A 17363-nucleotide genomic window follows, 5' to 3' on the forward strand; every position below is an offset into this window, starting at 1 on the left:
AATAAATTATAATTGAATATAACTTTTCAGTCGTGAGTAGAGTTGTTCACTTTACTTAATATATTAATTTAAACACTGTAACTTTTAGTTTAATGGCACCACCGTCGAGCTAGTGTACAATTCCAAACCATAATTATTTCTATATTCAACCCAAGGGGTAAAATAAGAAACATCATCTTTTTCAGTATTGCCACCGTGGTGAATACCTACTAAGCTTTGTCCAGAATTAGTCATGTAGTGCCAGGGACCGCCACTATCTCCGCCTTGTGAAAGAGAAGTTCCATCGTAACTTGTTACTTCAGTTCCGACAAATTTTTTGGGGGCATAATTTTTTGGTTCAAGAACCATTCTTACATCTGTAATTCTGCCGCAACTATGCCAAGTTTTAAGACCCTCTAAACAAACTGTATCTCCTGCTCTTTGATACATAGAACTCGTCAGCTTTTTATCATAATTGTAATTCACTATTCCTTCAGACAACAAACCATTAGTAACGTATCGCTGAAGAGAGCTACTAATTATTCTAATAAGTCCAACATCATATCCACCCTCCATTGAATTTAAATGTACCCTGCCCACAGAGTGAGAGGTATATTGAAAAAAAGTTGCTGTATTAAGACAATGGGCTGCTGTTACAATAAAGTAATCTCCAGCTTGGTTTTGAGCAATTGCACCTAGTGTACACAAGCCACCATCTGAGGTAGTAATTCCAATTCCTGCTCCTAATTTGTTATATGTCTTTACTTTATCAGTGGCCAGACTTTCTGGAACTATAGTAAGTTCATATTCCGGATCTATAATAACATTGATTATATTGCCAAACTTCTTGATGATTTTAGCTTTATCACTCTCACTTATGTCAGAGACTGTTAAATCAATCCTATTATCAATTGAATTGAGTGATGTTTTATATTCACCTGCAAGAATGATTTCACTTTTCATTATATGATTGACTAAATCATCTTGTGCTTTTGTTAAATCGTTATACGAGTATTCTACGATTTTAGTTTTAACTGATTTATTTAGCTTTTTTTCAATTTTCTCTTGCATTTTAATAATTTTACGTTCAGCTTTTGGAGTGGATTCTTTTAAAGTTTCCGATGTACCTACAACATCTTTTTTAATATGAAAAATGGGATTTTTCTGTTCATTAAGGTAGTAATTTCCTTCATTATTAAAATCCTCTTCAGTAATATTTAGTTCTAAAAGAGCTTCTTGAAATGCACTCTTAACAACTGATTGTTTAGTGTACATTTCTTCTACTGACATTTCGTTTAGATTACTAGCCTCAGTATTAGTTGCCATTACTATCGATAAAATAAAAGCAAAAATTAAAGGTACCTTGATTCTTCTCACTTTAATCACTCCTTTTCAATATATTTAAATTATAAACATTTTTTTACAAATAGTATATAATTAAAATGTAATTCAATTGCGAATTTTCAAATATTATTTCACGCGTGTTGATTAACCAATAAATGACAGACTACTCCTACTGAGGGCAAAGTACTCGTGCAGAAATGTCGTCAGGGCATCCAGCCAAATCAGCGGCAATGTACCGGTCAACAACGTGCGCTGAAAAGCGACAAGCGACAAAGCCGGCAGCCGGATGGCCAATTTCGTCTTTTGATACAGCCACTGGATCAATACGTACGCAATTAATACCGTAAACAGCTGGTTGTAGACGGCATTGGGCGTTTGGCCAAATAACTTCGGCACGTTCAAGTTCTGCTTGATCCAGCGGAAGAAAGATTCGATGCCCCAACGTGCTTTGTAGATTCGGGCGATGGCCTCAGCTGACAGGTTAAGAAGATTGGTGACGACCCGAATCTCATGCCCTTTATGATCCGTGAAAAAGACCATGCGGTGCCGTTTCGTTGAGCGCGATTGAGGCGTTCCAAGCCGGCAGGTGAAGTCACGGGTGACGTTGGACTCTTCCTCTGGCAGGCGCTGCAGCGATTTGACGGTCGACAGTTCGACATTTTCTTTCACCCGAATGACAAAATCTTGGTGATCCGATACGAACCGGTCAATGCGTTTGATAGTGAAATACGCCCGGTCCTGCACGAGGATAAACCGGCGGTCGGCCAAGCGTTCACCGACCGGTCCATCGTGTACGAGACCTGTAGTTTCAACTACGTCTAACGGCATATTGGTTTCGGGTGTATAGCTGACATGAAGCTTGATGCCCGACCGTTCGCCGTGATAAAGCGCCCAAGGGAGACGGCTCTTCCCTACAGTAATCGTTGTCGAATCTACCAGTAGAAGCCGGTTTGGAATTTTGAGTGCGCGCCTTGTCGCCCGGTTGCATTTACCGACGACTAAGGCGAAGGCTTTTTTCATCAACTGGTAGTCGAGTTCCTTCATCTTTTTGGAGATCGTCGAATGGTCGACATCGACCAGCCCCGCAGAACTTCCGACGTCGCCGCAATGACGATAGCCCTTCCATTCGGACGCCGCTGCGGTCACCAGGTATTCAATCAACTTGCCGACAGTGAACTTCCGGGCGGTATCTTCATAGCCAATCAGCTCCGTGAGCGTGGCCACCTCTTCATTCGTAATAAACTTTTGAATCAAATTGGGGAATAGGGTATTCTGTTTCATAAGGGACACCTCTTCCTGTAGTTGTTGGTTCGCACTTACAGTCTACAAGAACGGTGTCTCTTTTTGTATTGATTTGGATGATTCTGGTTAATCAACACGCGTGATATTATTTATGAGTTACACTAAAGATTTGGTAAAAGGATTATAATAATTAATGAGAGAGGAGGAGGCATATTATGAGAACTAAAAGTTTAAAGGCATTTTCTATTTTAGTATTCTTACTACTGACATTATGGGGCTGTACTGATAAATCTTCCTCAACAAACTATAATGACCTAAATTCTAGTGATCAAAAGGGAGATTTCAAAGTAGAAGTTTTTTCCAAAGACAATGATAAGAAAAGTATATATGCGACCTTAACGTATATTGGCGAAGAAGAAGAGGTTTCAATTCTTCACGGGGGAGATGAAGCACTTTACTTTTTAATATTCAAAAATGAGGAGTTACTTAATCCTGGTTCTCGAACCGATCAGGGTACTAAAGCAATACTCAAACAAAATGAACCACTAATTATTAACCTAGATAAAAGTTATCAAGATTTGTTGAAATCTGGTGATTACCAAATAGTTGCTATCGCAGATATGAGCTATGATACGCCTGAAAGCACACAATATAGAATCCCCGTATCTACCAACTTTTCAATCAATTGAAAATCGATTACTAATTTTCTGTTTTAATTATCCTAAAAGCAAACAAAAAACATTCATATCTAGACTGACATAGCGATTTGAGACACCTATAAAAAACCTTCAGTAGGCTGCTTGCGCCCATATTCGTTGAGGGCCAAGAAGATCTATTTATTTCATAGCTCTGTATCTTCATATCTTTCATACGGGTGTGCTAATAAACTTGGAATTTCCTCTACAGCAACACAATCTTCAGCTTCTTTTAAGGCTGAGAGGGCTTTTTGGAAAGCATTTTCTCCTTTATCAAACTTGGATGTAGCTACTCCTAATTCCCCATCCCTCTATACGCACAGCCTTGGGCTACCAAACTTTTCGATAAGACCGCATATTCCAGTGGTTGGTCCAACAGGATGTTACCTTCCGCGTATTTCTTCTCTTTTATAGCGATGGAACCCCGTTCATAAAAGTACGAGTTTTGGAACATAGAACGCAAGTGGAGGTTTCATAACTGAATAAATTTCTATGACCGGATATTCGTCCCAAAATAACGAAATCCCAATAAGTGCCACCGTGGTTCTTACTGTTATATTTTGATGCTGTTCCTTCTATATATGTAGTGTTCGTAAGAGCTTATGAAAATTAGCGAACGTTCGTAAAGTGTCTTTCCACATTTACGAACGTTCTTTTTGTCGTTTCTTAACTATTTTTGGAGTGCTCGTAAACGTGTGATCTAAATGATCTTTTGTTGATACTGTCATTTTTAAAATTAAGTTCGAATAATATTTTAAAAGACCAGTGACATCTGTGTAACAGTTACTTTTTGCTTAATGCTTCTATGGTTGTAATAATCTGTTTTACTGTTTGAATCAATTTCATAATGCGCACTTTTAAAAAATCATAGAAGAGCCGAAAATCGATGATTCCTTAAAAAAACGAATGAAATGGTGAATTACGCTGCGATTGTTTGAAGAACTTTTAAACGGTCGATGGCGAGTTTGGATGCGTTATACGCTAACTGAACCAAATCGACATGCAATTTGGCTTTCTTTCCAGTGCGATGATAAATCTGATTTAAGAGGAAGTACCCTTTCAAATAGGCATTGACCCTTTCAACGGCACTTCGTGCCTTGTAGAGCTGTTTCCATTTCAGCGAGCCTCTTGCCGGCGCTGTGTATTTGCGGAGGTCGTCCGTGATTTTCTTTTTGTATACTTTTTGGCACAAGCTGTCGTGGGCTAACGGACAGTCCGCGCATTCGCTTGGCCTCGTATACTTAAGGGTTTCGTGCTTTTTATCGAAACTGTCATATCGGTAGCTATGTTCGCGGACGCAGGTCGGCGCAAAATGACGATCAAATCCAATTGGTTCTGGTTCGTTCTTTTTATTGTAGGCAATGACTGATTGGGCGCCCATCCGGTAAACTTGTTCGTAAATCGGAGCGTAGTCGTATCCGGCATCCATCGTGGCATAAGCGATTTTGAGCGAAGCCAACCGTTCCTGTATTCCTTTAAGCAGCGGGATGGCGGCTTTTCCGTCATTCAGATTGCCCGAAGAAAATAGAGACTGAAGGATGTACTGGCTTTCTGCCCCAACGGCGAGATGGATTTTGAATCCAAACCAGAACACGTTCTTTCCTTCGCTATTCTTTTTCACTCCCCATTCGGGGTGTATGGGAACTGAAGCTCGCAGTTCCGAAAGCAGAATATCCAGCTGATCGGCAATTTTTTTTCATATAAGGGAAGACTCGCTTCTTCTTCCGCCTTTTCCGCCAGCCATTGTTCCCGTTCTTCTTTCTTTTTGCGGCCACGCTTTTTCGGTTCTTTTTCGACCGCTTCTTTCTTTTGTGGCGCACAGTCATGTGCCTCGACATGGGTGGCGTCTATGGCAACAATTTCATCTGAGATGAACCCTTCAGACATGGCCATCAAAAGAGTGCGTTCCTGGACAATTTCCAAGGCATCCGATTCGCTGACCCACGTAATCATACGTGAATAAGAAGCTTCCGAAGGAATCTCGTCCGATACCAAAAAGCCGCAGTCCACTTTGAAGCGCAAATCACTTTCCAAGCGTTTGACCAAATCTTTGATGAAGGGAATCCGTTCGGTGATCCGCACAATCAGCGAATAGATCATCGCCGCGTAATTCAAGGTTTGCGGTGGTCCGAAACGAGACTTTTTCGTCACAACATTAAGAATTGGATGGATATCAATTCCCGATAAAATTGAGTTGAACCGGTGGGTAGGTTCCAAGTCATATAAAACTTGCATGTCAAACAGGCTTTCTTGTCGTATAATAGGCATAGGGCAACTCTCCAGTCTGTTAATGTTTGTGTCGTAACTCTCATTATACAGGATTTGGGGAGGTGCTCTATTTTCTTAGGATTTTACCCTTAGAGCCGCAAGGGCTCGGAGTTATGAAATTGATTCACATAGAAGAGTTTTTCGCAAAATGCCACGGTGAAATAAAACAGCAATAAACTCTCATTATGAATAACCCCTAAACTCGATGCGTTCACATGACAATTTCGAGCCTATCTTACTAGTAATGCCAGAATATTTTCAGTGGCAAGCTTCTGTACTTTTAAATCCGTTTTCATTTGGATAGAGCTTTTTGCCAGTTCTAAACAAAATTCACTTTCGTCAAACCGTACAAAGCCAAACAATTGTGTAGAAATCCATCCCATTACGAATCATCTGAACATCTCTTTCTAAGGATGTTAACTGGTGCGCAGAGGGATGACAAGCTGTCATCTTATACCGACGATTTTCGTTTTGATAGGTATAATCGATTCTTGAATGATTACGGATCTTTGAACCTATCATGTATGTATCTGTGTTTACATATTTGATTTTTCTTTTATCCAACAGGTTTATAAGCCTATTGGCAAACGTCTTTTTCTCTGCAGCACCATGACCGGATATTCAGATAATAATTTTTATCCGTCTCTTTTATTCTTTTTGCTAACTCTTGAATAAAATCTTCCATTCTTCTTCTTCTTTTAGGCTTGTTGTTGGCTTTTTTGAATGCCATTCTAAAGCTTCTTTTTGAATTTTTAAAGCCAGTTGCTCTTTTCCCTGGATATAGGATTCGATGTCGTACGGAAACTTCTGGCTCAAACGGCTTTTTAATTCTCCATATTCTTTCCTAGCAACCGAATGAGTGCGAAGATAGTCACGAAATGCTAAATGTCTTTTAATTTCAAGACTTCCGATTTGATAAATATGGAGATGATGCGTCCGTTCATCTCCGCCTTTTTGAAAATACCTGCGTCCTGGAATGCCATTTTCGCCTTTTCCTTCGTATCCTAAGCCTTGTAATTGATTAGTATAGGTATCTATTAAAGTGATTACGTTCACTGTAGCTAATATATCTATGACCGGCTTAGCTTGTAATCCTGGAATGGATGTACTGCCAAAATGATGAATCGAAACAATCTCTTCGCCTAACATTCCCTTTAACTTAGTTGCCTCTTTGACAAATAAGGATACCCACTGTTCATCATATGGCAAAACTCTAACTTCTCTCAAAACTTCACCCTACTTTCGCTAATTCACAAATTTTTCATAAACATGAATTCTCTCAAATGTCATCAAGAAATGGTGGTTTGTATCTTCAAAAACAAAATGTTTCTTAAAAGTGCACCCATTGAGGGAAAGATGGAAAGCGCTAAAAGTTTGGTCTTTATCCTTCTTCGTTCATGTATAAGAATTTCATGGCAAAAAAAAGCCATTTAAATTCCAAACGGCTAAGAAAGTTTGAATTTATTTAGTGTAAACAAAACGAAGAATAGGCATATTCGTTTTTAGAGTCTATTATTCCACAAAGCCCATTTCATTCAATGGCCAAAAGACGTAATTAGTGCTACCGGTTATATTCGTTATCGGCACGAGACCAATAATTCGACTATCGGTGCTACTTCGACGATTATCGCCTAAAACGAAGACATAACCTTCAGGAATCTTGTCCAGTTCTGTAAGTCCTTCAAGTGTAAAATCTTCTGTTAGCGTCCCACTTCCCAAGTTATATTGCTCCTTAAGAGAAGATAAATACGGTTCAGCTTGAGCTTTCACATTTATGTACAGCTGATCATTCTCGTAGGCTACATAATCTCCCGGAACGCCAATTACTCGTTTAATATAATCTTTGTCTTTTGTCGCATGAAACACCACAATATCGGATCGTTCAGGTTCTCCGATGAAATAACCAATTTTGTTCACCAACATTCGATCCTCATTTTCAAGTGTCGGCATCATTGATTCTCCATCGACAACAACTGGGGCGAATAAGAAAAAACGAATGAGTCCAGCGACTGCTAAAGCAACAAAGAGCGCTTTTCCCCACTCCCAAAGTTCATTTTTCTCTTTTTTTGTCTGATCCACGGTTTACTTTCCCCCTTACTATACTAAATCTGAATGTAACTTAGTTACTAATAAATTACATTCAAAAAATAAACAATAACGTGAATTGATGGTGAGAGAGCCTAGTTAATAGTTAAAGGGAAAACATAATATCCTGTTCCTCGTTCCCACGTGGCGACAACTTCATAGATTGTTTTCCCACTTTGTCCATCCAGCACTACATCTTTGAAAGAACCTTTTAGATTATCTGTAGAATCCCAAATGTTAACCTGGTAAGAGATTGGTTCTTCCTCAAACTGAAGTTCAATGGATGTACTTGTATTTACGATTGGCCCGTTTCGATCACCAACCAATTCAGAAATACCGATAGTTTCTGCCTCTATCTCAACCATAGAATTTTCTTCTTGATCAAAGTAACTCCAGGCATAACCACCTAAAGCAGCAGAAAACTCCTCTTCATTCACTTCTATTTTTAATTGAGGAGGTTTTTTTTCAGTATATTTTACATTTCCCACAGAATTACTCATGTTTTTTTCGTTTTCTGTAGCTTCCTTTTCTTGATAGCAACCAGCTAATACAACAATCATTAGCATGCTTAAAAATAATAATTTGGATTTCATCTTCATCCTCCTTAGCTCAACTTTAGACGTAAAGTACAATCTATTGGTTACAGAAGGTGACTAATTGCTAAGCTCTCAGTCTAGTGAGCATAAAGTATAGCTCTTTAGCAATGGAGAATTTTAAAGAACATTAATCTTATTATTCCCTGTAGTTTTTACCAGTTAATTGACCAGCAATTAAAGCTAACAACATATTAGTAATTATAAGGGCGCTCAGAGGCATATTCGAAACGATAAGAATTAAAGTCAATATACCTGCGACTCCAGCAAACAAAAAAGCATTGTAATTCATAAAGGTCACCTCCTCGATTCATTCTTCGGATTTTGAATGTAACTTACTTCATCTTCAGCTACATTTCGTTTCCATCGTTCTCAATCGCTTTCAATCGCTTTCAACGCGTATTATTTTTCTTTCTTTTTCGAATCTCCATCTTCTTGCCAAAAAGCTGGACCCGTTACATCCGATAACCAAAACAAAACATCCTGTTCATGATTCTCGGGCTTTAAGTTGCTAATGGGCCCGATATCATAGGTTTAGATGTAACTTTTCTGCACATCTGTTGCATTTAATGGCTTGCGCTATTATATGTTCTTCAATCAGAAGACTCAGCTATATAATAGGATGGTTTATTGTACCCAAATTTTATATTTAAAATGAAACAGTAGGATAAACTACTAGAAAACTGATGACTTCCCTTTTTTATAAAAGACGATGTTCAATATCAACTTGGACGACTTGAAAATCTTTTACAATAACAAGGGTTGGTCCTAAGCGTAGGTCGCTAACGAACTTTTCATTTGAAAAACTGGGAATCCATTAATTGTTACTTCAAATATACATATACCACAAGAAGATAGCTAGCTAATTTCGGAAATTAAACCGTTCGTAAACATATCGAAATCCGTTATGAACGTTCGCATGTTTACAGCTACTTTTGCGGTCTGATTTGTTTAAGATAGAATGGATGAAAACACGTTTTTTCTATAATTGTATGAATCACTCTTATTTTGGACTAACTAAAACGAACCGTGTAAAATTGAACTTTAACGAAGAGGAGGTCATGGCTATGTGCACATCCCTAACGTATTCAACGAAAGATCATTATTTTGGGCGTAACTTGGATTTGAATTTATCGTATGGTGAATCGGTCACGATCACACCTAGACATTTCCCATTTGAATTTAGAAAAGTGAAGGCTGCACCACATCATTACGCTTTGATTGGGATGGCGGTTGTAGTGGACAACTATCCTTTGTATTTTGAGGCTACGAATGAAAAAGGGTTGAGCATGGCGGGGTTAAACTTTCCGGACAATGCGTATTTCTTTTCAGCAGTAGAAGGCAAAGACAATGTGTCTCCATTTGAATTTATCCCGTGGATTCTTGGGCAATGCGCATCGATTACAGATGCAAAAAAGCTATTAGCAAACTTGAACCTTGTGAACATTAATTTTAGTGAGGACTTACCGCTGTCGCCGCTCCATTGGATCATTGCAGATCAAACCCAGTCCATTGTTGTGGAATCGGTAGCGGAAGGATTACAGATTTACGACAACCCAGTGGGCGTGCTGACAAACAACCCGCCTTTTGATTATCACTTGCTGAATTTAACAAACTACCGCCATCTCTCTACAACTACACCTGCAAATACGTTTTCCTCACAACTAGAGCTGGGTATACACAGCCTTGGCATGGGAGGACTTGGGCTTCCGGGAGACTTGTCGTCACCTTCTCGCTTTGTCCGCGCGGCTTTTGCGAAATCAAATTCGGTAGCGGGTGATTCAGAAGCAGAAAGCGTCAGCCAATTTTTTCATCTCTTAAAATCGGTCGCCTATGCAAAAGGGTTGTGCGAAGCAGGCGAAGGAAAATTTGAATACACGATTTATTCTTCTTGTTGCAATGTGGATAAAGGAATATATTATTACACGACTTATGAAAATAGCCAAATTACGGCCGTACAAATGAACAACGAAGATTTGGATGGTGCTCAATTGACTGCGTATCCACTCGTCAATAAAGAGCAAATCAATATTATCAATTAATTTAAGTAACAAAAATGATTCTGCGATTAGCTGCAGAATCGTTTTTTTACTTACAGCTATCTTTGCTATTAAATCACGACTCTCTAACGAATTTTGAAATCGTTCAATCCTCTGTGTCTTCTCAACAAATCAAGAAAGGCAGAAAGTGCTTTTGTTTGAAAAGGTGACCTCGTGACAATTGAAAAGTCTCTGGTATACGGCATTTCTTTAATGTTTAAGATTTTTAAATCGCCATAACGCAGCTCTTTTTGAATCGCCCACTCGGATAGTAAACTGATGCCCATACCAGCTTCAATCATTGCTTTGATTGGCTGTGTACTACTGAAATGCATAATGGATTGTGGAGACATTGAAAATTGCTTGAAGACATTTTCAGCTGCTTCTCTCGTACCCGAGCCAAGTTCTCTTAAAATCCATGTTTCTTTTATTAAGTCTGGCATGGTAATTGACTTCTGTTGGCGCGTTAGCACATGATCTGCACAAGCAACGACTACCATTCGATCTTCTGCAAATGGTTCGGTTTTCAATTCTGGCACCTCTTTAAAATGACCTTCTACTATCCCCACATCTAACTGATGACTGAGTACAAGTGCTGCAATCGTTGTTGTGTTGCCAATCGTCACAGTTGGTTTAATGTCTGGGTATTGTTCTTTTGCTTCTGCAATAATGCGTGGTAATAAGTATTCTCCAAATGTATAACTAGCCCCGATCGCAATCGACCCGCTGGCTTTATGAGTCAAGTCTTCAAGAAGGTGATTCATTTTTGTATAAAGTTCTTTGATTTCAATAGCATGATGATAAACAATTTCGCCTGCTTTGTTTAACCTGACGTATTTATTGGTTCGTTCTAACAATTTGACTCCTGTCAATTCTTCTAATGACCGAATATACTGACTAACGGCAGGTTGTGTCATATGCAACGCTTCGGCTGCTTTGGAAAAATTTTTCTTTTCAACTACCTTGAGAAACACTTCCAATCGTAGATCCATCTCTATCCTCCACTCTTACATACAGCTTTACTTATTATCACTATTCTAATTATTTATTTTACTAATGTATAGTGCTTTTCTATACTTACTACAGGAGGTTTTATCATGTCTGCTTATTATCAAAAACTAAATCGTTTCAACTTGAATTCGTCATCCCCTAAAACTGCTTGGTTAGGCGGCGTGGCATTCACATTTTTAATTGCTTTTCTCGGATATCTGTTAGCACAAGTACCTGGATTTGATCAAATTGGTCAGTTAGCCTGCGCGATTATCATTGCGGTTTTCTACCGTCAGATTTTTGGTTATCCGAATGCCATTCGTTCAGGTATCACATTTTCGTCCAAACGTTTATTGCGTGTTGCCATTATCTTATACGGACTAAAATTAAACATTGATACAGTTTTAAGTGATGGACTTTGGCTTTTAGTGCGTGATCTTGGTGTTATTACTTTCGCTATTTTAATGACGGTATGGCTAGCGAAACGCTTTAAAGCCGATAAAACCATTTCGTTATTGCTTGGTGTTGGTACCGGCGTGTGCGGAGCAGCTGCGATTGCAGCGATTGCACCAATTATTAAAGCAAAAGACGAAGATACAGCTATTGGGGTTGGAATTATCGCGTTGATGGGGACAGTATTCGCGATTTCTTATACAGTTATTCGTCCTTTTTTACCGCTTGACGACATTGAATATGGCATGTGGGTCGGCATAAGCCTTCATGAAATCGCCCATGTTGCATTAGCAGGTGCGCCAGCTGGAGAAGACGGATTAGCTATGGCTTTACTTGGAAAACTAGGGCGCGTCTTTTTACTTGTCCCTCTTTGCTTTATCTTTATTTTTATGATGAAACGCAAAAATAAAGGTGAAGAAACAACTGCAAAGATTGAATTTCCATGGTTCTTGCTTGGCTTTATCTTGTTGAGTATTTTAGGAAGTTATGTCTTTGGTCCCGTTATTCCTTTCCCCGATGCATTGCGTGACTTTGTATCGACATTGACAACCTGGTTATTGACGGCTGCAATGGTCGGGCTCGGCTTGAACGTCAGTTTGCGAGATTTGCGAGAACGTGCATTACTGCCGCTCGCCGCCATGACTATTACGTCAATTTTGCTGTCGATTCTTACGTATTTTATCGTTTGATATTTCTATCCCCCAAAGTTATTCTATGGAATAACTTTGGGGGATTTTTTTGAACTAGTTCTTTCTAAATTGAGTATTTCACTTTGACCTTTTACATTGACTTGAATAATTTTTAATTTAGACAACAATTTTTTACTAATAATTCGTGTTTTTTGAAAAAATTACTATACAAAAGAGAGGTAATAAAGCTATAATAATTTCAGTTTGATAATTTGAACGGAAAGGGCATCTGATTTTATCATTAATTATTAACCTGCATTTATTATATTGAGATTGGGGATATATCATTGAACATTAAAAAATTCTTATACACAACTACAGCTGTCGTACTTGCTGTCGTCGCTCTTGCTTCACCCGCATCAGCTGCATCAACTACTTCTTCACATTCTTTTACTGATGTCGGAGACCGCTACGCAAAAGCAGTAGATTTCTTATATGCGGTAGAACTTATTAACGGAAAAAGCCCAACGAAATTTGGTACCAATGATCCTTTGACGCGCGGAGACGCTGCTGTTATCCTCGCAAATACGTTGTTTTCAACTATTGAAAATCCAAAAGATGCAGGATTTAAAGATCTGAATACTCGTGTACGTGCCTCTGTAAATGCTCTTGCAGAAGTAGGAATTGTATCTGGAGTAACTCCAACTGAATTTCAACCTGGAGCCCCGTTAAGCCGAGGCGCGATGGCAAAGTTTCTATCTTTAGCATTTGAATTAGAAGAATACCAACAGCAAACACCATTTTCTGATGTAGGCGGCGTATTTAAGCCTTACATCGAGTCATTGTATGGCGCACAAATTACTGCCGGTAAAACACCATCAACTTATGGAACACATACACAAATTACTCGTGGAGAATTTGCAAACTTGCTTTATAAAACAATCGAAACAACTACAGATTGGTTATATTATCCAGAGGTTGCTGATGTTAAAGTGACTACAGTGACTTCTACTACGGTCACGTTAACAGAACCAGCATTGGCTGATTACACAGCTACTGAAATAGCTGACTTCTTGGAGTTTATGGTGATTCTCGAAGATGGAACTGAAGTACCTGTAGAACCAACTTCGTTCAAATTATCTGCGGATCGTTTAGTGTTGACCATTGGACATACGAAGCAAAACTTAACTGGAAAAGCGGGTCACTTTGTTGTGAGTGATTTTGATATTAGTTTCGAGTCACCATTTAACTTCAAATTGAAATAAGCTTTATAAAACCCCTTGAATGGAATCACTCGTAAGTGAACTCCTTCAAGGGGTTTTTCATATGTATTCAATTAGTCAGTTGGAGACTTTCGCGTGATGGCATCGTTAAATTTTGCCTCTTACAATATATTGGGCTTTCTTATACGATCATTATTCTAGATTTTTGTAACGGGCACTTTCACGGCTCTTCGCTTTTCTGGCCAGTTCACAAGAAAAATCCCTGCAAAAATCAAACTCCCCCCAACAAAAAGCGGCAATCCAACAACTTCTCCTAACACGAACCATCCGGATACAATGCCAAAAAAAGGAGCTAAAAAGAGAAAAGCACTCACTTTTCCAGAATCTCCTTTTTGCAATAAATAAAACCAAATAGTAAATTGAACAATTGAAGCTGGAATAGATAGCCACAATAAAATGGAAATAGATGTCGGGTTGATGACAAGGTAAGAGACTTCCAAGAAAAAGGAGCCAACCAGTAAAATAATACCCCCGAATAACATCTGGTAAGCGGTCAAGACCCACATATCAATGGAGCCTCCCCATTTCTTAATTAACAGTGTGCCGACTGACCAAAAAACAGCGCTTGAAAATCCAAATAAGGTACCGATTTGAAGATCTAAATGACTTCCCATTGTCACAAAAACACCCAAAAATCCAACCAGCACGCCTAACCATTGAATGACTCGGTAACGCATACCCAGTGCGAGTGTACCGATTAATACCACAAGCAAAGGATTCATAAAAGTTAAAATAGCCGATTCGCCGGAAGTGATGGTTCGCAAGCTTAGAAAAATAGCACCCATGACACCAGCAGTTTGAACGGCACCGATAATGATGATTTTTCCCCACGTAGTTACAGTTTGAGGGTGATTTCTTTTAAACAATCTGACAAACAACATCATGATACTACCTGCAATCGTAAACCGGATGCCTGCTAATAACAAGGGGGATATGTAGAGTAAGCCAATTTTAGCTACTACAAAGGAAGAACCCATTAAACCCGTGGTCAGAATGACTAAAAAAGAGAACAGTAATTTGTCTTTCAATGTGCCACTCTCCTTTTTTAAGGGTGCGTTGTTTCTTGTTTATTTTTGTTAAAGACTAGTTAACTTCAGTGTTTGCTAATGGTTGTCGACGATTTCAGTCCAGTAATCCCAAACTTCTAAATAAGCTAGCCAATCAGCTGGATGATGCTTTAAACAAATAGCTAACCGTTGATACAACCCTATTAGTACTTCTTCATAGAGCTGCTTCGTATTAGATGTGTTAACAGTTAACTTGGCAGCTGCCGCATCAAATCCCTCTTTTGTTAAATCATACGGCGAAGAAAAGAAAGCGTAAATTAAATCATAATGTGGCCAGCCGAAAATCGGGGTTGGATCGATAATACCTGTTAATTGTTCTTCACTGACTAAAAAGTTATGAAATACACAATCACCGTGAAGCAAATACGGAATTGGCTGCAAGTTCGCTTGTTCTCGCTTTGTTGGTACCGGAGCTTCTATATGTAGGCCTGCTCTTTTAAAACAAGGCGCCAATATTTCTTTTGCTGCTTCTACTTCTGCTGTTAAAAATTGTTCCCACGTGCTCACAGTTGCCCCTCGCCAGCCCCACTGTTCGTTTGTGGAAGCAGGCTGATAGCGATTGAGTAGACCCGAAACCAAATGTTGCATCAGTTTATTTTTACTGCTGTTAAAGGATGTAGCAATCGCACCAGGAATATGTGTATAGACCATGAACTGAAAACCGGGATCGACAAGCGTGAGATCTGGTAGTAAGGAAATGGACTGATAAGTAGACAAAAAATCTACTTCTGCTTGAGTTGTTTCGGCTTTGTTTATTTTGAGGACATGAGCTTTGTCATTTTCTTTAGTAAGCAGATAAACCTCACTCCTGGTTCCACCACTCAAAGCTGTGCGCGTCCAATCCAGTTTATCTCCATTCAGTTGGGTAAGAATTGTTGTTATATCCATTTATTGCCCCTCCGTTTAAATCAGATCAGTAGAATAAGCATACCATTATTCACATTGAAAATTTATACTAGTTAAATTAATCCGAATCAGTAACTTGCTTACTCCGTTAGATAATTAGCCAATTGTGCATTTTTTATGGAGTTTATTCTGAGTAAATGAAGGTATACACATACTAAGTTCAGCTTGTTAGCAGACTAACGAGAGAAGGAGGAGAATTTTCTGTGAATGCTTATGCGAAATTCGGTATAATGATTTTGACTTCAACTTTTTTGATGTATTGGTTAATGTTCTTGAATATTTTTCAACTTGACCATATTTTTTACAGTGAGACTCGCGTTTATATGGCCTTGATTATGGGCTCGGTGATGGCGATTGTCATGCTGCTGTTCATGTGGCCAATGTACAAAAACAAAAAAACCAATACCGTGATTCTCGGAGGAAGTGCAGTTATATTCGCGCTTTCGCTATGGCTCGTCCGTAGCCAAATACTTGTAGAAGATGTTAAATGGATGGAAGCGATGATTCCCCATCATTCGATCGCCATCTTAACGAGTGAACGCGCCAACATTTCAGATCCTCGTGTTCGTGAACTGGCAGACTCAATTATCGAAGCACAACGTAAAGAAATTGCCGAAATGAAAAAGCTAATTAAAGATCTTGAAGACGAAGAATGATCAAAGTCAATTAACCAGAAAAGCCAAGAGCAGATTGGATGCTCTTGGCTTTTTTCTATTGCTAGTTCCTTATTAAAAGGCAATAACAAATGGCTGTGTACGATCATCTAAACAATACTCGATTCTTTCTCTAAAGTTTCCCCAAGTAACCATTGCCAAAGCTTCGGCAATTGGATAAAAACCTACTAGTAGACTTTCAGCAGATGTTTTTGCTTGACCACCGACAGGTTTTGCTAAAAAAAGCATATTGCAAATTGAATTTTCCACATTTTGAAACACACCGCAAAATTTCTGGATTTCAATATCAATACCGGTTTCTTCTTTTACTTCTCGAATCGCTGCCATTTCAAGCGATTCTCTTTCTTCTACTTGTCCGCCTGGCATTTCCCATCCTCTACGTGGTCCTTTTATCAGTAATATTTCACCTTCGTCATTTAGAACAATTGCTGCCGCAGACAAGATATGACTCGGGGGTAAGAAAGCTGGTTTCTCATCTTCATTACGTAGAACCATGTAACTTCACTCCTTAAATTTAGATAGAACCTGAATAAGTTTACTTAGCCAAAGTAACTCGTTACAATTCATCTCCAGCTATTTTTTCTATTGACCAACGATGACGTTTATATCGCTCCCATACGGTCGGAATAACTAATTGTTGACTGTTCATTTCTTCCCACTCTGCTAACGTTGCAAATTTAGCACCACACACCTCACCTGCTTGTAATTTTAAGTCTGTCAGGTTGAGCTGATTTGGACTTTTCCATACATAGCTATCTAAATAATAAGGATGTTTCTTCATGCTGCTAATATGATGCAATTTGCTTGGGTCAGCGAATATGCCTGTTTCTTCTTCCAGTTCACGAACTGCTCCGATTCGACTGGTTTCTCCAGTCGTAATAGATCCACCTGTAAATTCCCATAGCAATGGATACGTTTTTGCCTTATCTCTTTGAGTAACTAATAGTTTTCCGTCTTTATTGAGTGTTAAAATTTCAACGACAATATGATATTCCTCTTGCTCCACGAGTTCACCGCGGACATGTTTCTTGCCAAGTGGTTTTCTTGTTCCATCAACTAAATCCCAAATTTCCATAAGACTGGTTTCTCTACCTTCTGTTTATTCTGTCTTTCCAT

General features: G+C 38.9%; 16 protein-coding genes and 1 pseudogene. 5 read left to right on the forward strand and 12 right to left on the reverse strand.

Annotated features, from left to right (window positions below; genetic code table 11):
* Window positions 1–84 precede the first annotated feature (84 nt).
* Complete coding sequence (locus FQ085_RS05975) at window positions 85–1356, reverse strand: S1 family peptidase (RefSeq protein WP_149456181.1); 1272 nt, start codon at window positions 1354–1356, stop codon at window positions 85–87.
* 111 nt (window positions 1357–1467) lie between these two features.
* Window positions 1468–2604, reverse strand: coding sequence for an IS4 family transposase (locus FQ085_RS05980; protein WP_149456182.1), 1137 nt, complete (start codon window positions 2602–2604; stop codon window positions 1468–1470).
* 176 nt (window positions 2605–2780) lie between these two features.
* On the opposite strand from FQ085_RS05980, the gene FQ085_RS05985 reads away from it, so the two are divergent.
* Window positions 2781–3254, forward strand: a complete 474-nt coding sequence (locus FQ085_RS05985) for a hypothetical protein (protein ID WP_149456183.1) — start codon at window positions 2781–2783, stop codon at window positions 3252–3254.
* A 925-nt stretch (window positions 3255–4179) separates the two neighbouring features.
* On the opposite strand, the pseudogene FQ085_RS05990 reads toward FQ085_RS05985, so the two are convergent.
* The 5 genes and pseudogenes from FQ085_RS05990 to FQ085_RS18000 all read right to left on the reverse strand — a co-directional run bounded on the left by FQ085_RS05990 (window position 4180) and on the right by FQ085_RS18000 (window position 8498).
* Window positions 4180–5528, reverse strand: a pseudogene (locus FQ085_RS05990) (transposase).
* A gap of 660 nt (window positions 5529–6188) precedes the next feature.
* Entirely contained in the window at window positions 6189–6755 is a 567-nt protein-coding gene (locus FQ085_RS05995; protein ID WP_149456184.1) for a GrpB family protein, read from the reverse strand.
* 285 nt (window positions 6756–7040) lie between these two features.
* On the reverse strand, window positions 7041–7607 hold the full coding sequence (gene lepB, locus FQ085_RS06000; protein ID WP_149456185.1) for a signal peptidase I: 567 nt from the start codon (window positions 7605–7607) through the stop codon (window positions 7041–7043).
* 101 nt (window positions 7608–7708) lie between these two features.
* Window positions 7709–8206, reverse strand: a complete 498-nt coding sequence (locus FQ085_RS06005) for a hypothetical protein (protein WP_149456186.1) — start codon at window positions 8204–8206, stop codon at window positions 7709–7711.
* 139 nt (window positions 8207–8345) lie between these two features.
* Complete coding sequence (locus tag FQ085_RS18000) at window positions 8346–8498, reverse strand: hypothetical protein (RefSeq protein ID WP_156423921.1); 153 nt, start codon at window positions 8496–8498, stop codon at window positions 8346–8348.
* A gap of 775 nt (window positions 8499–9273) precedes the next feature.
* On the opposite strand from FQ085_RS18000, the gene bsh reads away from it, so the two are divergent.
* A complete protein-coding gene (gene bsh, locus FQ085_RS06010; protein ID WP_058385441.1) occupies window positions 9274–10248 on the forward strand; it encodes a choloylglycine hydrolase in 975 nt (324 codons plus the stop codon).
* 83 nt (window positions 10249–10331) lie between these two features.
* Here bsh and FQ085_RS06015 read toward each other — a convergent pair whose 3' ends face one another.
* Window positions 10332–11237, reverse strand: a complete 906-nt coding sequence (locus tag FQ085_RS06015; protein ID WP_058385442.1) for a LysR family transcriptional regulator — start codon at window positions 11235–11237, stop codon at window positions 10332–10334.
* Between the two features lie 105 nt (window positions 11238–11342).
* On the opposite strand from FQ085_RS06015, the gene FQ085_RS06020 reads away from it, so the two are divergent.
* On the forward strand, window positions 11343–12377 hold the full coding sequence (locus FQ085_RS06020) for a YeiH family protein (RefSeq protein WP_071154037.1): 1035 nt from the start codon (window positions 11343–11345) through the stop codon (window positions 12375–12377).
* A 287-nt stretch (window positions 12378–12664) separates the two neighbouring features.
* Window positions 12665–13582 carry an S-layer homology domain-containing protein gene (locus FQ085_RS06025; RefSeq protein ID WP_149456187.1) on the forward strand — a complete coding sequence of 306 codons (918 nt, stop codon included), beginning with the start codon at window positions 12665–12667 and terminating at the stop codon, window positions 13580–13582.
* Between the two features lie 155 nt (window positions 13583–13737).
* Here the strand turns inward: FQ085_RS06025 and FQ085_RS06030 are convergent, their stop codons facing one another.
* Together FQ085_RS06030 and FQ085_RS06035 are read right to left on the reverse strand one after the other, a co-directional pair.
* Window positions 13738–14628, reverse strand: a complete 891-nt coding sequence (locus FQ085_RS06030; protein ID WP_149456188.1) for a DMT family transporter — start codon at window positions 14626–14628, stop codon at window positions 13738–13740.
* A gap of 75 nt (window positions 14629–14703) precedes the next feature.
* Window positions 14704–15555 (reverse strand): aminoglycoside phosphotransferase family protein, encoded by an 852-nt coding sequence (locus tag FQ085_RS06035; RefSeq protein ID WP_149456189.1) that lies wholly within the window; start codon window positions 15553–15555, stop codon window positions 14704–14706.
* Between the two features lie 221 nt (window positions 15556–15776).
* On the opposite strand from FQ085_RS06035, the gene FQ085_RS06040 reads away from it, so the two are divergent.
* A complete protein-coding gene (locus FQ085_RS06040; protein WP_082707481.1) occupies window positions 15777–16229 on the forward strand; it encodes a DUF305 domain-containing protein in 453 nt (150 codons plus the stop codon).
* Window positions 16230–16301: 72 nt separating this feature from the next.
* Here the strand turns inward: FQ085_RS06040 and FQ085_RS06045 are convergent, their stop codons facing one another.
* Both FQ085_RS06045 and FQ085_RS06050 read right to left on the reverse strand, forming a co-directional pair.
* Entirely contained in the window at window positions 16302–16742 is a 441-nt protein-coding gene (locus FQ085_RS06045) for an NUDIX hydrolase (RefSeq protein WP_149456190.1), read from the reverse strand.
* A 61-nt stretch (window positions 16743–16803) separates the two neighbouring features.
* Window positions 16804–17322 carry an NUDIX hydrolase gene (locus FQ085_RS06050; RefSeq protein WP_058385448.1) on the reverse strand — a complete coding sequence of 173 codons (519 nt, stop codon included), beginning with the start codon at window positions 17320–17322 and terminating at the stop codon, window positions 16804–16806.
* Window positions 17323–17363 lie beyond the last annotated feature (41 nt).

This window comes from Planococcus sp. ANT_H30 (assembly GCF_008369335.1).
Taxonomy (GTDB): domain Bacteria; phylum Bacillota; class Bacilli; order Bacillales_A; family Planococcaceae; genus Planococcus; species Planococcus kocurii.

Coding starts and splice junctions, on each gene's coding strand:
- FQ085_RS06005 (WP_149456186.1), bottom strand. CDS start 8,206: ATGAAATCCAAATTATTATTTTTAAGCATGCTAATGATTGTTGTATTA.
- FQ085_RS06035 (WP_149456189.1), bottom strand. CDS start 15,555: ATGGATATAACAACAATTCTTACCCAACTGAATGGAGATAAACTGGAT.
- FQ085_RS05980 (WP_149456182.1), bottom strand. CDS start 2,604: ATGAAACAGAATACCCTATTCCCCAATTTGATTCAAAAGTTTATTACG.
- FQ085_RS06020 (WP_071154037.1), top strand. CDS start 11,343: ATGTCTGCTTATTATCAAAAACTAAATCGTTTCAACTTGAATTCGTCA.
- FQ085_RS06045 (WP_149456190.1), bottom strand. CDS start 16,742: ATGGTTCTACGTAATGAAGATGAGAAACCAGCTTTCTTACCCCCGAGT.
- FQ085_RS05985 (WP_149456183.1), top strand. CDS start 2,781: ATGAGAACTAAAAGTTTAAAGGCATTTTCTATTTTAGTATTCTTACTA.
- FQ085_RS06050 (WP_058385448.1), bottom strand. CDS start 17,322: ATGGAAATTTGGGATTTAGTTGATGGAACAAGAAAACCACTTGGCAAG.
- FQ085_RS18000 (WP_156423921.1), bottom strand. CDS start 8,498: ATGAATTACAATGCTTTTTTGTTTGCTGGAGTCGCAGGTATATTGACT.
- FQ085_RS06015 (WP_058385442.1), bottom strand. CDS start 11,237: ATGGATCTACGATTGGAAGTGTTTCTCAAGGTAGTTGAAAAGAAAAAT.
- bsh (WP_058385441.1), top strand. CDS start 9,274: ATGTGCACATCCCTAACGTATTCAACGAAAGATCATTATTTTGGGCGT.